At 48.4% G+C, this 15,355-nt stretch carries 14 protein-coding genes and 1 other annotated feature; of the genes, 12 read left to right on the top strand and 2 right to left on the bottom strand.

What is annotated here, in order from left to right; genetic code table 11:
• Positions 1 to 702: 702 nt before the first annotated feature.
• Complete coding sequence (locus tag ACTRDR_RS09230; RefSeq protein ID WP_440527103.1) at positions 703 to 1,413, top strand: adaptor protein MecA; 711 nt, start codon at positions 703 to 705, stop codon at positions 1,411 to 1,413.
• Between the two features lie 52 nt (positions 1,414 to 1,465).
• On the opposite strand, the gene ACTRDR_RS09225 is transcribed toward ACTRDR_RS09230, so the two are convergent.
• The gene (locus ACTRDR_RS09225) at positions 1,466 to 2,383 is read right to left on the bottom strand and encodes an RluA family pseudouridine synthase (protein ID WP_440527137.1); all 918 of its coding nucleotides are present in this window, start codon (positions 2,381 to 2,383) and stop codon (positions 1,466 to 1,468) included.
• Positions 2,384 to 2,619: 236 nt separating this feature from the next.
• Between ACTRDR_RS09225 and ACTRDR_RS09220 the strand changes: the two genes are divergently transcribed.
• The 4 genes from ACTRDR_RS09220 to rhaD all read left to right on the top strand — a co-directional run bounded on the left by ACTRDR_RS09220 (position 2,620) and on the right by rhaD (position 6,864).
• Positions 2,620 to 2,937, top strand: coding sequence for an L-rhamnose mutarotase (locus tag ACTRDR_RS09220; RefSeq protein WP_148448251.1), 318 nt, complete (start codon positions 2,620 to 2,622; stop codon positions 2,935 to 2,937).
• A gap of 19 nt (positions 2,938 to 2,956) precedes the next feature.
• A complete protein-coding gene (gene rhaB / locus ACTRDR_RS09215; protein ID WP_440527102.1) occupies positions 2,957 to 4,366 on the top strand; it encodes a rhamnulokinase in 1,410 nt (469 codons plus the stop codon).
• Between the two features lie 86 nt (positions 4,367 to 4,452).
• On the top strand, positions 4,453 to 5,880 hold the full coding sequence (locus ACTRDR_RS09210) for an arabinose isomerase (RefSeq protein WP_148448255.1): 1,428 nt from the start codon (positions 4,453 to 4,455) through the stop codon (positions 5,878 to 5,880).
• Positions 5,881 to 6,042: 162 nt separating this feature from the next.
• A complete protein-coding gene (gene rhaD, locus ACTRDR_RS09205; protein ID WP_118551013.1) occupies positions 6,043 to 6,864 on the top strand; it encodes a rhamnulose-1-phosphate aldolase in 822 nt (273 codons plus the stop codon).
• 73 nt (positions 6,865 to 6,937) lie between these two features.
• Here the strand turns inward: rhaD and ACTRDR_RS09200 are convergent, their stop codons facing one another.
• Positions 6,938 to 7,906, bottom strand: coding sequence for an AraC family transcriptional regulator (locus ACTRDR_RS09200; RefSeq protein ID WP_440527100.1), 969 nt, complete (start codon positions 7,904 to 7,906; stop codon positions 6,938 to 6,940).
• A gap of 239 nt (positions 7,907 to 8,145) precedes the next feature.
• Between ACTRDR_RS09200 and ACTRDR_RS09195 the strand changes: the two genes are divergently transcribed.
• The 7 genes from ACTRDR_RS09195 to ACTRDR_RS09165 all read left to right on the top strand — a co-directional run bounded on the left by ACTRDR_RS09195 (position 8,146) and on the right by ACTRDR_RS09165 (position 15,103).
• On the top strand, positions 8,146 to 8,913 hold the full coding sequence (locus ACTRDR_RS09195) for a hypothetical protein (RefSeq protein ID WP_440527098.1): 768 nt from the start codon (positions 8,146 to 8,148) through the stop codon (positions 8,911 to 8,913).
• An 18-nt stretch (positions 8,914 to 8,931) separates the two neighbouring features.
• Positions 8,932 to 9,720 (top strand): hypothetical protein, encoded by a 789-nt coding sequence (locus ACTRDR_RS09190; RefSeq protein WP_440527096.1) that lies wholly within the window; start codon positions 8,932 to 8,934, stop codon positions 9,718 to 9,720.
• On the top strand, positions 9,701 to 10,138 hold the full coding sequence (locus tag ACTRDR_RS09185; protein ID WP_440527095.1) for a hypothetical protein: 438 nt from the start codon (positions 9,701 to 9,703) through the stop codon (positions 10,136 to 10,138). Before ACTRDR_RS09190 ends, ACTRDR_RS09185 begins: the two co-directional genes overlap by 20 nt.
• A gap of 52 nt (positions 10,139 to 10,190) precedes the next feature.
• Positions 10,191 to 10,431: a binding site (T-box leader), on the top strand.
• 81 nt (positions 10,432 to 10,512) lie between these two features.
• On the top strand, positions 10,513 to 11,946 hold the full coding sequence (proS, locus tag ACTRDR_RS09180; protein WP_440527094.1) for a proline--tRNA ligase: 1,434 nt from the start codon (positions 10,513 to 10,515) through the stop codon (positions 11,944 to 11,946).
• A gap of 143 nt (positions 11,947 to 12,089) precedes the next feature.
• Positions 12,090 to 12,956, top strand: coding sequence for an alpha/beta hydrolase (locus ACTRDR_RS09175; protein ID WP_440527093.1), 867 nt, complete (start codon positions 12,090 to 12,092; stop codon positions 12,954 to 12,956).
• 38 nt (positions 12,957 to 12,994) lie between these two features.
• Positions 12,995 to 14,080: an alpha/beta hydrolase family protein gene (locus ACTRDR_RS09170; protein WP_440527091.1), complete on the top strand. Its 1,086-nt coding sequence runs from the start codon at positions 12,995 to 12,997 to the stop codon at positions 14,078 to 14,080.
• A gap of 45 nt (positions 14,081 to 14,125) precedes the next feature.
• Positions 14,126 to 15,103, top strand: coding sequence for an exonuclease domain-containing protein (locus tag ACTRDR_RS09165; protein ID WP_440527089.1), 978 nt, complete (start codon positions 14,126 to 14,128; stop codon positions 15,101 to 15,103).
• The last annotated feature ends 252 nt before the right edge of the window (positions 15,104 to 15,355 follow it).

Genomic DNA, 15,355 nt, shown 5'->3' with positions numbered 1-15,355 from the left:
TGCCAATAAATGTGGAGCGCCCTTTGCGACACATTTATGAATTGAATGCATGGCTCGTAACGTAGGGTTGCCGTAAACCCCACGAACGCCTACGGCGAACGGAACATCACGCCTTGATGTCACGTCTCCGGGTGTGAATTTTCTAATGAAAAGTGATACAGTGGTTCTCATCATGACGGGGTCGCCTACACGCGCCATCCATGTGCGCCAAAAGCCATGCACACATGGCTTGGCTGACGCGGACATCGTGTCCGCTTTCCCCCTGTCTTTCAACACTTTTCAAGAAAATATCAACACCCTCCGACAGACATCGGGGCATGACATTCCGTCCACCGTGGGCGTTCTGTTTACTGATTCCACTAAAATCCATCGAATAACAGGAAATAGTGGAATTATTGTTTTGGGAGTAAATAATTTCCTCCATAATTGCAGAAAAGATCTAAAACAGAGGAATTGCTTCTTTTATAGAACTTTTTTCTATTCATTTTCCACCATTTCCATTAGTTTAAGGCTGTTTTAAAGGAAACCAGTAGCCCCAATGCGGGCTACTGGGATTCGATAGCATTTCTTAATTAACTCTCAAGTTAATAAGCTTCACAAAAGTTAGTTGTCAGAATGACTTTATAGTGTTTTCATAATTCGCACAGTGGAAATCACAACATTTTTATGCTATCATACATATAACAGTAAGAGGTGATAGCTATGAAAATAGAAAGAATTGATGACAAGACCGTAAAGTGCTTCCTGTCCAACGAAGAGCTGGAAGAGTACGATATTGATTATAAAGATTTTGTGACCCGCAGTGACAAGGCCAAAGAGGTGGTACAGGAGATCATCGAGCAGGCAGAGGAAGAGGTGGGCTACAAGCCGCCGAAGTATGCATTTGACCTGCAGATCATGATGCTGCCGGAAGAAGGACTGGTGCTGGTACTCTCGGATAAGGATCCGGCGGAGAGCAAGCCCAATACGCCGATGCAGGCTTTGCGGGAATTGATGCGTATCTGCAAAGAAGTAGAGAAGAAAGTACAGCAGGAGGATGCTACGGAGAAATCCGGTGCTCCCGCACAGTCTGAGCAATCTGACAAAAATAAGAAAAAGCAGAAAAAAGCAGAGGAAGCCTCAAAGCCCCAGGTAGCAATCTTCGCTTTCCGAAATATCGGCAGAGTGATCGAATATGCTGAGGTACTGCCTGCTAACTTACGGATCAACAGTACGTTGTATCGTATGGAGGACGGCACCTGCTACGTCTATGTGGAGAAGGGCGGTGCTTCCTACGAGCGTTACAGCAGAGCCTGCATTCAGGCAATGGAGTTCGCAGGATTATATGCTGCGGATGAGCAGAAGCTACGATACCTGGAAGAGCACGGTGAATGTCTGATCCGGGAAAAGGCACTGAAGAAACTGCGGGTATGATCCTGACCCATAGGGAACCTTCCGCCTGCCTGCAAGCCGAGTAAGAATCGTATTATGTTATTACCCACGGGGTATCTCCGGCAACCTTCGCCATATCCTCCGGTAACGGCGCAGTGAACTGCATTTTCTCCCCGGTGATGGGATGGACAAAGGACAGCTTCCAGGCATGTAACGCCTGCCGCTGTATCTGCTCCATATCCGGGTTGTACAGATAATCTCCGATCAGGGGATAGCCCAGGTATTTCATATGAATCCGTATCTGATGGGTACGGCCGGTCTCTAAGATGAGAGAGACCAGGCTGTGCCCGTTTTTTTCGTCCAGTACTCTGTAATGCGTAACCGCGGATTCCCCGTTTTCAAAATCCACCGTCCGTTCGATGATCGAGCCTTCCTTGCGCCCTAAGGGTGCGGTGATGGTTCCCTCCAAGGGACGCACCGAGCCTTTTGCAATGGCAAGATATTCCCTCGTGATGCCGGAAGTCGCTTTATTGGCAATCATGGCAGACAGCATCCCTGCGCTGACATAATGCTTCGCCACGATGGTCAGTCCGGAAGTATCCCGGTCCAGGCGGTTAATACAGCGGAAGACGAAAGGACAGTTCTGCTGTTCAAAATAGTACGCGAGGGCATTCGCCAGGGAATTGTAATAATTGTTCATGGAAGGGTGGATCGGCATTCCCGCAGGCTTGTCGATCACCATAAGGTCCGCATCCTCGTAGACAATATTTAACGGCAGATTTACCGGGGGAATCTTTTCCGAAGAGTGATCTTCCCGGATATGCAGTGTCAGGGTATCGCCGGGCTGCAGTATATGATTCATAAAGCAGGGGATCCCGTTTGCCAGTACGGCGGAGGGGTCTTTTTTTAACTGCACCAGATTCTGTGAGGAGAAGCCTTTCTGCTTCAGAAAATAGCTGACCGGCATGCAAACTATGGAATTATCAGCAGTATAAATCAGTGTCCGTTCCATGAAAAACTCTCTTTCTCTATGATTACTCATCATAACATAATTCCTGCAGCTTGTGCACAACAGAATGAACGGCACCATTTTCATTCGGGCAAAATCGGACAGTGCCCGGAGCAAATAATGTCATTTCGGAACCGGAATCCACAGGCTACAATAAATACAGAATCAGCGGAAATGGGCGGTCTGTCCATCTGCGCATAGGAAATGCTTGAAATACGAAGAAAGGTAGGGTGGCGACTATGGAAAAATACGCATGGCGGGGAAAAATTGTACCGGGAATGCAGGAGGAATATAAGAAAAGACATGACAATATCTGGCCGGAGATGAAGGAAGTCCTGGCAGATGCGGGAATCGTCAATTACTCCATCTGGATGCAGGGTGAGGAGCTGTTCGGCTATTATGAATGTGAAAAAGGCGTAGAGTACGCTGCAAAAGTGCAGGCGGAGAGCAACGTAGTGAAAAAATGGGATGAATATATGAAGGACATTCTGATCATGGAGAAGGATCCTGTCACAGGAGCACAGCCGCTTTTAACACAGGTATTTGGTTTCAGATAAGGGAGGCTGTGGATAGCTTATGGGAAAATATTACCTGGCTGTGGATATCGGCGCTTCCAGTGGACGACATATCCTGGGGCATTTAGAAAACGGAAAAATAGAGTTAGAAGAGATCTACCGTTTCGAGAACGGCATGGATCATAAGGACGGAAAGCTTCTGTGGAATGTGGACCGGCTGTTCGGTGAGATCCTGAACGGCATGAAGAAATGCAAGGAACAGGGAAAGATCCCGGTGAGCATGTCAATCGACACCTGGGCAGTGGATTATGTGCTGTTGGATGAGCAGGATCGCATCCTGGGAGATACTTACGGTTATCGTGATCATCGCACGGACGGCATGGACGTGGAGGTGGCAAAGCTCCTGCCGGAGACAGAGTTGTATGCAAAAACAGGCATTCAGAAGCAGATTTTTAATACGATTTATCAGCTGATGGCTGTAAAACAGAAAGAACCGGAGCTTTTACAGCGGGCGAAGACACTGCTCATGCTGCCGGATTATTTCGGATTCCGACTGACGGGAAACAAATTATCGGAGTATACCAACGGTTCCACCACACAGCTGGTGAATCCCACCACTTTCCAGTGGGATACGGATCTGATCCGGAAGCTTGGCTACCCGGAGGACATTTTCCTGCCCCTGCAGATGCCCGGGACGAAAGTAGGTCAGCTCCTGCCCGAGATACAGAAGGAAGTTGGTTTCGATCTGGAAGTGGTATTGTGCGGAAGTCATGACACTGCATCGGCGGTAATGGCAGTACCACAGACGTCAGAGGACGGCATCTATATCAGTTCGGGAACCTGGTCTCTTATGGGAATTGAGTCGCTGACACCTATTATCACCGAAGAGGCAGCAGCGGCCAACCTCACCAATGAGGGTGGTTACGACCACCGGTTCCGCTTCCTGAAAAATATTATGGGTTTGTGGATGATCCAGTCCGTAAGACACGAATATAACGACGCATACTCTTTTGCGCAGCTGTGCGAGATGGCGGAAGAAAGCAGAGACTTCCCCTCCAGAGTGAATGTGAACGATCCAAGCTTCCTCTCTCCGGACAGCATGGTGGAAGCCATAAAGCAGTACTGTCAGAAGACGGGACAGCCGGTACCGGAGTCCGTGGGAGAACTGGCATCTGTGGTATATCGCAGCCTGGCGCAGTCCTACGGAGAGACGGTGAGCGGTCTGGAGAAGATCGCAGGCAGAACCTACGACAGCATCCACATCATCGGCGGCGGTTCTAATGCCGCATATCTGAATCAGCTGACAGCGGATGCCACGGGCAAGACCGTATATGCAGGTCCCGGTGAGGCAACAGCTATCGGTAACCTCTTGGCACAGATGATCCATGCGGAAGAACTGGCAGACCTGAAAAATGCAAGAAAATGTGTCCGGGAGTCTTTTGAGATTAAGACATTTGTTCCGGAAATGTAATGAATATGTTTATGAAATGAGCGCTGATCTGGGAGTAAAGGTAGTTATGGCGCAGACTGAACAATAGAAAAAGGAGGAAATTATAAATGTTAGTAAACACAAAGGCAAAGATCGGTGTATTTTCCATCGCTTTGGGAGCATATCTGCCCCAGTTCCCCCAGCTGGTGCCCAATTTCGAGGCACAGTATGAGGATTTCAAGAAGACGATTCCCGATACCGTAGAGATCATTGACGGCGGCATGGTGACCACCAAGGAACAGGCCATGGCAGCCGGTGATAAATTCCGTGCAGCGGATGTGGATCTGGTATTTTTACAGCTGCTGACCTATGCAACTTCCTATAACGTACTTCCCGCCATTCGCGATCTGGATGTGCCCGTGGTATGTATCAATGTGCAGAAGAAGCTGGCTCCGGACTATGCGAACACCGATATTCCCATCTGGCTGGGTGACCTGTATGCCTGCGGTGCCGTAGGTGAGGCGGTGGCTGACTTAGAGCGTGCAGGCAAGAGACATGCCGTGATCACCGGCGTCGTAGAAGGCGGTGACCCTGAGGTGGCAGCGCAGATCGCCGACTGGTGTAAGGCAGCGCAGGTTCGCAGACGTTTCCGTCAGACTAACATCGCACAAATCGGACGTCCCTATCCCGGTATGATGGATCTCTATATTGATGAAACCAATCTCTATAACCGAATGGGACTCTATACCAAACAGTTTGACTGGGAAGATATGTGGGCGATCGCGGATGATATTACCGATACCGAGGCAATTAAGGCTAAGGCACAGGATATTATCGATACTTTTGATGTAGAGGGCGGCGCTACTGCAGACGACGAAGATATTATGGATATGGCAAAGCATGTGCTTGCATTCGAGCAGTGGGCAAAGGATGAAGATCTGAGCATGATCGCTTCCCACTATGCAGGTAAGGCACAGGGCGTAGCCGGCAAACTGGATTCCATGCTGATTCCCGCATTTTCCATGCTGATCAAGCAGGGTACTGCATGTGCGGTAGAAGGTGACATGAAGGTTGCCATGGCAATGTCCATTCTGAAGACCATTTCCGGCATGGGACAGCTGTCTGAGATGTATTCCATTGATTTCAACGAAGACATCTGTATCATCGGACATTCCGGATCCGGCGATGCGGACATCTCGCTGGCGCATAAGCCTACCATGAAGATCGTAAAGGTATTTCACGGCAAAGTAGGCGGCGGCTATCTGACACAGTTCTATCCTCCGGTAGGCCCTGTAACGTACCTGGCTATCACACAGGATAAGGATGGCAACTTCAAGTTCGTTGTGGCAGAGGGTGAGAATCAGCCCGGACCGATCTTTACCTTCGGCGACACCAACATGCGTACCAAGTTCTCGATCCCCTGCAGAGAGTTCGTGAACCGCTGGAGCGAGGCAGGCCCTACCCATCATATGGCAGCGGCAGCCGGAAGGCATATTGATACGATTTTAAAGGTTGCTAAAATATTGAACGTACCGGTAGATGTGATCACACGGTAAGGGTATTTGTGTAAATATGGCGCAGTAACCACAGGAGCAAAAAGCGAGCTTGGAAAGAGCAATTTTGTGAATGGGCTTCGGAATAGTTACGAATGTTTATGATTTAAAAACAATATGCCTGTGGGCGGGAGTTCACAGGCAATGGAAAGGTTAGGTATTATCATGAAATTTTTAGATGCAGAATTTGTACAGGGATTTATCAGAATGGCAGATGACGGATGGCAGCAGGGCTGGCATGAGCGTAACGGCGGCAACCTGTCCTACCGTGTGAAGCCGGAAGAGGTAGAGCTGGTAAAGGAGAACTTTGAGCCGAAGGAGTTCCAGCCCATCGGCACCACCGTTCCCGCACTGGCAGGAGAGTACTTCCTGGTGACCGGCAGCGGTAAATATTTCCGCAATGTCAGCATCAAGCCGGAAGATTCCATCTGCATGATCGAACTGGATGACAAGGGTGAGAATTACCGTATCGTATGGGGACTGGTAAACGGCGGCAGACCTACCTCTGAGCTTCCCAGCCACCTGATGAATCTGGAAGTGAAGAAATTACAGGATCCCGACTACCGTGTGGTATATCATGCACATACCACTAATATCATCGCACTGACCTTCGTCCTGCCTCTGGAGGATAAGGTATTCACCAGAGAACTGTGGGAGATGGCAACCGAGTGTCCCGTAGTATTCCCGGATGGCGTGGGCGTAGTGCCCTGGATGGTGCCGGGAGGCAGAGAGATCGCAGTAGCAACCTCCGAACTGATGAAGAAATACGATCTGGCAATCTGGGCACATCACGGAACCTTCGCTGCAGGAAAAGATTTCGACCTGACCTTCGGTCTGATGCATACCGTAGAAAAATCTGCAGAGATTCTGGTGAAGATGCTGTCCATGCAGCAGGTCAAGAGACAGACCATCACTCCCGATGATTTCCGTCATTTGGCAAAGGATTTCGGTGTGACCCTTCCCGAGGAATTCTTGTACGAGAAATAATAAAATAACGATCCGAGAGATACACAAAGGATTCTCGAATCGTTACAGATATAAAACACGTGATGCCATTGACCTATTGGCGTGATTTTAACCGTGCCTCGTTTGGCGTCATGTCATACATTTTTTTGAACTGTTTGTAGAAAAAATTCTGATTCTCATAGCCCACGGACAGGGCAATCTCAGACACCGGCAGCGCCGTGTGGGAGAGCTGATTCATAGCGACCCGCATGCGCTGCTTTGTCTGTATTTCCTTGAAGGTGGTGCCGGAATATTTTTTGATCATACGGCTCAGGGAGGATGGAGTATACCCGATCTGTGCCGCCAGCTCATGAAGCGTTCCGGTGTCGTAATGCTCCGCCAGGTATCTGCGGACTACCACCATCAGGACATTGCTCTGCTCGTCCTTTTGGTCCAATAAAATATTTTCCGCATTGCTTAAAATATGCATGAACAGCAGGGCAAAGGTATGCTCCGAGAGCTTATGCCAGTTCTGAGGCTGCTGCAATAATAGAAATACGGCATTATGGATCAGATTCTGGATACAGGGATTGTCGGAGACCGTGAAGTACAGATACTGTCCGACACAGCTGTCACCTTCTAAAGCGTTGATAATAAAATCCGCCAGAATATTGTTCTTATTAATCAATGTGAGGATATTCTGAAAATACGCCGGGCGGATGATGATATTAATACCCAGATCTTCCTGCCCACACGCTATAACGGCGTGTTCGATATGCTGGTTCATGAATAACAGTTCTCCGGGGCGGAGGCGAATCTCTTCCTCATTTATGACATGAGTGACGGAACCGGAGAGACAATAGAAAATCTCCACATAGTCATGCTTATGCTTTGGAAAATCCACAAATCTGGTATGGCGCCGCAGCGTAATATCATCCTCGGAATGCTCTAAAAATTTATTGCTCTCCACCACAAAATCCTGTTTGCTGGTGTAGAGATTCTTCTGAACGGCAATGTCGCCGTCTAAGATCTGTTGTTCTTCCGGCGTGATATAGGCCGGATTTAGAAAACTGTTCTCGTACATATCAAAATACATTCCTTTCAGCAGCCTGCAGATGATGAACTGCAGGTAGGTCCTTCAACTGAGTTTATTTTACAGGAAAGCGACAAAAACCTCAAGATATGCAAATATGTAAAAAAGCGATTCCCGGATTGCGAGATTCTTTTTAGTGTTGTATGATGAATATAAATTCACCGGTTGCGGGGAAGGAATCAACATGAGTAAGTAGGGCGGGCAGCCCGGATCAAGGAGAGAATCCTATCATGGCAGATACGGAAGTAAAAAAGATCATTTGTAGTTCCTGCGGAGCGGAATTCGAGGATACCCTTCCAAAGTGTCCCTATTGCGGAAGCCTGAATTACAAGGGCGCCGAAGCGGAATATCTGGGGAAGCTGGAAAGCATGCGGCAGGATATGCAGCAGTTAGAGCAGGTACCGGAGAAGGAACTGAAGAAAAAACTGAAAAAGAAACAGAAATTTGTGATTAAGCTTCTGATCCTATTGGCAGCATTGGCAGCGATTCTTGCGGTAATTGTGTTCCGGGCACAGTATATAGAACCCAGGGATGCCAGGGCGGATTATCTGTGGGAAAAAGAAAACTTCCCGGTTCTGGACCGGTTATACCGGGAGCAGGACTTCGAAGGACTGACAGAATTTTATGAACAGGCTGTCATAGAGGACAGAACGATCGCCAGATGGGAGCATAGCGGTATTTTCACGAGGCTCATGAGCTGCCGAAATGCGAGAGAATATCTGGCGCTGGAACAGAGTGGAGAGACACTTCGCGATTATCAGGAGACACAGCTTTTGGATGATTACTGGATCCTGCGGGGACTGGAATACAGTAGAGGAATGTCGGAGGAAGACAAAGAGTATATCCGTCCTTATGTGGAAGCAACCCTGAACAGTCTGGCAGACCGTTATACGTTTACCGCAGAAGAAGAGAAAAAATTCGAGGATAGTCTGCGAAATAATTACGGTTATCCCAGATATGAGGATTGCAAAGAATACATTACGAAGCATAACGAATAGGAAAGGATCATAAAAGCAATGATGAAATGTAAATATTGTGGGGGTAACCTGACACTGGAGCAGGCATATTGTCCCCATTGCGGAAGACCGAATGAAGAAGCCGCACAGCATGTCAAAGACATGGAGCATTACAAGAGCAACTTTGAGGATACCAAAAGCGATGTCTATGAAGTGACGGAGAAAAATACGGAGATCATGTCACATATGATAATCATCACAGTGCTGGTGATCCTGTGTGTGGTGGTGTTTGTAGTATCTGCCCGTAGCTGGAGCATTCACAGAGGATTGCTGCAGTTTGATGCAGGGATCCGGCAGAGCAGCTATATGAAACAAATGGAACAATATCTGGAAGATGAGGATTACATAGGTTTATCAGCTTTTTGCGACAGGCATTACATCCGGCCTTATAGCAGTAATAATAGTTATGAAAAATATCAGCTACTCATGGAAGCCAGCGGAGCGTATCGTTACTTTTATGAAAGTCTGATGAAGGCAGTTACTATCAACTCCGGCAATGTATCCATACTTCCCGGCCTGTATGAAGATATTTCGGATTATTACGAGCAGCTGGAAAGGATTCCGCATCCTGTAGATAATGATTATAGGGCAAAACAATATCGGGAACTGCCGGAGGAGCAGAAGGAAGCCATTCTCCGGATGGAAGAGAATGTGAAGGCACTGCTGCAGACCTATTTTGACATGACACCGGAAGAGGCAGAGAATTTTGGTACGATGTCAAATGCACAAAAAATCTTATTTTTGGAAGAAAAAGGTGAGGTGATGGGTTATGGTAAATCTGAAGAGTAAGCTGAAACAGGTACAGAAGCAGAGAGGCGCGCTGCTTGTGATGAATCTGGTGATCATAGCCCTGTGTCTGGTATTGTTTTGGGGAACCATTCATATGTTCCGGCAATTAAACGACGCCTTTTCCCGTCCTGCGAAGACCAACTGGATGGAGAATAAAGTGCAAAATGAAAATTATGCCTACCTGTTAGTAAATTATCACGAGGACATGGTGTACGGCGGCTTGCTGTCCGGAACGAAAAAGGAATGCTATGGTGTGGCGAGATATTTTGAGGCGGCGTCCATGTATAAGGCATTTCTTCAGACCGGCGATACCGAACGCGCTGCCAGAGAAAAAGAAAAAATGGATGCAGCATACGAAGAAATGGGCGACTGGAATATCGCAGCCGACAGCATCCGGGAAAAATTAGGGCTGGAATAGGGAAAGAACCTTGACAAATCCCGGAAGCATGCACTACAATTACATGCATACGACAATGACGATGAAAAGGATCAGTACGATCGGAAAGCATCCCAGAGAGAGGGGAAGGACACGGTGACGTGCGGCTGGGAACCCCTTATGACAGAGGATCGGAAACCTCCCTTGGAGTCCTGTGCGAGACGCAATGTACCTGGAAGCGGCGAAGCACAGCGTAGAACCGGCGTTAACGGTGACAGAGCAGGATACATATTTGTATCAATCAGGGTGGTACCGCCGAGTGATCGGTCCCTTTTTCGGGAGCGATGACCCGGCGTTTTTCGTTTCCGTAGATCGTATTAGCAGTTTATTTTCAGAAAAAGAAAAGGAGAGAGAAAATGGCAGACAAGAAAATGGTAGAAGCGATCACTTCCATGGAAGAAGATTTCGCCCAGTGGTATACCGATGTAGTGAAGAAAGCAGAGCTGTGTGATTACACCAGCGTCAAGGGATGTATGGTGATCAAGCCCGCGGGCTATGCGATCTGGGAGCTGATCCAGAAGGAGCTGGATGCAAGATTCAAAGCAGTCGGAGTACAGAATGTATATCTTCCCATGTTTATTCCCGAGTCCCTGTTAGACAAGGAGAAGGATCATGTAGAAGGTTTCGCACCCGAAGTAGCATGGGTTACCCAGGGAGGATTAAACGAGCTTCCCGAGAGACTTTGTGTCAGACCTACTTCAGAGACCCTGTTCTGTGATTTCTATAAGAATGACATCCATTCCTACAGAGACCTGCCTAAGGTATACAATCAGTGGTGTTCCGTGGTACGTTGGGAGAAGGAGACCAGACCTTTCCTGCGTTCCAGAGAGTTCCTGTGGCAGGAAGGACATACCGCACATGCTACCGCAGAAGAATCTCAGGAGAGAACTCTGCAGATGCTGAATGTATATGCGAAGTTCCTGGAGGAGGTTCTGGCTATCCCCGCGATCAAGGGACAGAAGACCGAGAAGGAGAAATTCGCAGGTGCAATTGCAACCTATACGGTAGAAGCACTGATGCATGACGGCAAGGCACTGCAGTCCGGTACCAGCCATAACTTCGGTGACGGTTTCGCCAAGGCTTTCGGCATCCAGTTCGCAGACAAGGACAATACTTTAAAATATGTACATCAGACCTCTTGGGGTATGACCACCCGTCTGATCGGTGCACTAATCATGGTACACGGTGATAACGAAGGTCTGGTGATCCCTCCCCGTGTGGCACCCATCCAGATCTGCATTGTACCCGTTATGCAGAAAAAGGAAGGCGTTCTCGACAAGGCGTATGAACTGAGAGACCGCCTGGCGAAGGATTTCCGTGTCAAGGTAGATGACAGTGACAAGACCCCCGGTTTCAAGTTCGCAGAGGCTGAGATGAGAGGTTATCCTATCCGTGTGGAGATCGGACCTAAGGATATCGAAGCAGGCAAGTGTGTGATCTGCCGCCGTGATACCAGAGAGAAGACCGAGGTGGCTCTGGAGGATCTGGAGATCAAGGCAGCCGAGATCCTGGAGACCATGCAGAAGGAAATGCTGGAGAGAGCAAGAGCACATCGCGACAGCCATACCTACGTAGCACACAATATGGAAGAGTTCGAGCAGATCTTCAACGAAAAGTCCGGATTCGTAAAAGCTATGTGGTGCGGATGTCAGGAATGTGAAGACAAGATCAAGGAAAAGCTTGCTGTTACCAGCCGCTGCATGCCTTTTGAACAGGAACAGATCGCAGATACCTGCGTATGTTGTGGAAAACCTGCGAAAAAGATGGTATACTGGGGAAGAGCATACTAAGATAATATATAACTATTCAGGGCGAATAGGGTTCTGAATAGTTATGAAAATATTTATAAGGCAGATGAAGACGCAGGCCGGTAGTATTGCTACATGGTCTGCGCCTTATTTTTCAATGATAATGCTCAGAAATGAGGAAAAATATGATTTATAATACATTTGAACTGCATCAGGAGGGCTCCCTGCCGGGAGCACATTTAGTTACTTATATTCAGGAGTATTCCGATGCCCTGGCAATTAACGACAGACCTCTGATCCTGTTGTGCCCGGGAGGCGGCTATACCAGAACCTCCGACAGAGAGGCGGAGCCTATGGCGCTGAAATTCCTGGCGATGGGCTATCATGCGGCAGTGCTGCGCTATTCCTGCGCCCCTGCGGAATATCCTACTTCCTTAAAGGAACTGGCTTACAGCATCAAGTTCCTGCGGGAGCACGCGAAAGAGTGGCACATTGATCCCCACAAGATCGTAGTGGAAGGCTGCTCTGCGGGAGGACACCTGGCAGCCAGCCTTGGGGTGTTCTGGGATGAAGATTTCCTGGCAGAGAGCCAGGGACTTTCCGCTTCCGAGCATGAGTTGCTTCGTCCGGACGGACTGCTGTTATGCTATCCGGTCATCACTTCCGGAGAGTTTGCCCACAGAGGATCTTTTGAGAATCTGTTAGGCAGCAGACAGGAAGAGCTGGGAGAGAAGCTGTCTCTGGAGAAACAGGTTACAAATAAAGTGCCTAAGACCTTCATCTGGCATACCTTTGCGGATCAGTCGGTACCGGTGGAAAATTCCCTGCTGTTCGTCAGCGCTCTTCGCAGAGTGGGAGTGCCCACGGAGTTCCATATGTATGAAAAGGGTGCCCACGGACTGGCACTGGCGAATAAGCTGACAGAGACCAACGATGGCAGAGCGGTACAGGAGGAATGCACCTCATGGATCCGGCTGGCGCATACCTGGCTGGAGAGCCTTTTCGCAGGAGATGTGGAAGACGGACTGCACGCACAGGGCAGAGAATGGTAAGATAGCAATAAGAGAAAATGAAAACGCAAGGAGCAGTCATGGAACAGGCAGATACGATCATTCAGATCCCTCACTTCTACGGAAGTTTGAAGGGAATGCAGACCAAATTTGATAAACATGCAAGGCAGGATGCTTTCACCGGATCCACCAGAGAGGAATGGGAAGCCTGGAAGGAGACTTCCAGAGAGACATTAAAAGATCTCCTGGGATGGAAATACATGGAAACCTGTGATCTGGACCCACGCGTGGAAGAAGTCGTGGAGCTGGAGAACGGCATTCGTCGGGAAAAAGTGATCATTCAGGTAGAGCCGGAAGTGTATATGCCAATGTATATCCTGATCCCACCGAAGCAGGACGAAGGGAAGCAGAAATGTTTTCTTGCCCTTCCGGGGCATCAGGGTGCAGGAAAATTCAGCGTGGCAGGCCGTGATGATATTCCCGCGGTAAAACGGATGATCGAATTCTACCATTATGATTACGGTATGCAGCTGGCGAAGCGTGGTTATGTGGCAATCTGTCCGGATTGCAGAGGCTTCGGAGAACGCAGGGATGAGGCATTGCAGAAAGGAACGGATGAGAAATCCTTCCTGACCAGTACCTGTTTTCATCTGGCACATATGGCGGAGCCCTTGGGAGAGACCGTGGCAGGCATGTGCACCTGGGACGCTTCCCGGCTGATCGATTACGTATATGAACGTGGCGAATGGGATACTGAGGACTTGGGAGTCATGGGATTTTCCGGCGGTGGTATGCAGACGCTGTGGGTCTCTGCTTTGGATGACCGTGTGAAAAAATGTATCATCAGCGGATATCTCTATGGGTATCGCGACGCGTTGTTATTGCTCAACGGAAATTGCAGCTGTAATTATGTCCCCCATCTGTGGGAACACTTTGATATGGGAGATATTGCATCGCTCATTGCACCGAGACCGCTGGCAGTCCAGTCCTGCCGGGATGACCATCTGAACGGTCCCAGAGGACTGGTGAATGTGACGGAGCAGTTAGATATTGTGCGGAAGGCTTACAGCCTGTACGGAAAAGAGGAATATCTGATCCACGATGTCAGAGAGGGAGACCACTGCTGGCATGAAGAGGTATTGGATATCGCACTGCCAAGACTGTAAGATATCTATAACCCCTGTTAATAGTTACAAAATATGGAGGAACGTATGGAATATATCGTTCTGGATCTGGAATGGAATCAGAGTAACACCGGTAAAGAAGATGCTGTGGAGAAGCTTCCTTTTGAAATCATAGAGATCGGTGCCATCAAACTGAATAATGAACGTGTTATGGTCAGCGAATTCAATGAACTGATCAAGCCACAGGTCTACCATGAGATGCACAAGATCACCAGCAAACTGATCCATATTCAGATGCAGGAGCTGGAGCGTGGTAGACCGTTCCCTGAGGTTGGAGGAGATTTTGTCAGATGGTGCGGACAGGAGGAGCATCTGTTCTGTATTTGGGGAACGTTGGATCTCACGGAGTTACAGCGGAATATGGCGTATTATGACATGCCGCTGCTGGCACCGGGACCGCTGCCTTATCTGGATGTGCAGAAGCTGTTCGCCATTGCCTATGAGGAGCGCAAGATCCGCAGAAATCTGGAATATGCCATTGATTACCTGCAGATTGAGAAGGACATTCCTTTCCACAGAGCATTCAGCGATGCCTACTATACAGCGAAGATTCTGATCCGGATCCTAGAGGAGCATCCGGAGGTATTGGTGAATCTGTCCTATGACACGTTCTGCCCGCCGAAGGATCGTAAAGATGAGGTCAAGACACAGTTTGACACCTATGTAAAATATATTTCCAGAGAGTTCAAGGATAAGACGGAAGCTTTTGCGGACAAGGAGGTTGTGTCCAGCAAATGTTACCTCTGCCACCGGAACCTGCGGAAACGGATCAAATGGTTCAGCGCCAATGGCAGACATTATTACTGCGTGGCCTACTGTGAAAAGCATGGCTACCTCAAGGGTAAGATCCGGGTACGAAAGGCTTACGACGGCGGAGTATATATAGTCAAGACCACGAAGCTGATCTCTAAGGAAGACGCGGAGGCTATTGCCGCCCGCAGAGATCACGCCAGAGAAGTGCGCAAGCGTCATAAACACAGCAAGGCAGGAAATACGGAGGAATAGGCAGGCGGCGTCATGGATTTCGTCAGAGAATACACCCTTGCTTCCGGTGGACCTTATTGTGACTGTGGGTATAAGAAAAAAGGGTTGAGCAATTTGAAATAAACTGTGTTATAGAAAATAAGCATTAAGCAGCACTCTTATTATTAATTTCAATGTAAAGCGATAAGGAGAAACCTTATCGCTTTATTAAAAGAAGAATGTGGGATTGATAATCATTTAATTTTACATAATTAGATGTCAGTAGAAAGTTTT

The organism is Simiaoa sp., assembly GCF_051972595.1.
GTDB classification, from domain to species: Bacteria; Bacillota; Clostridia; order Lachnospirales; family Lachnospiraceae; genus Acetatifactor; species Acetatifactor hominis.
This window is presented reverse-complemented; position numbering and strand designations above follow the sequence as displayed.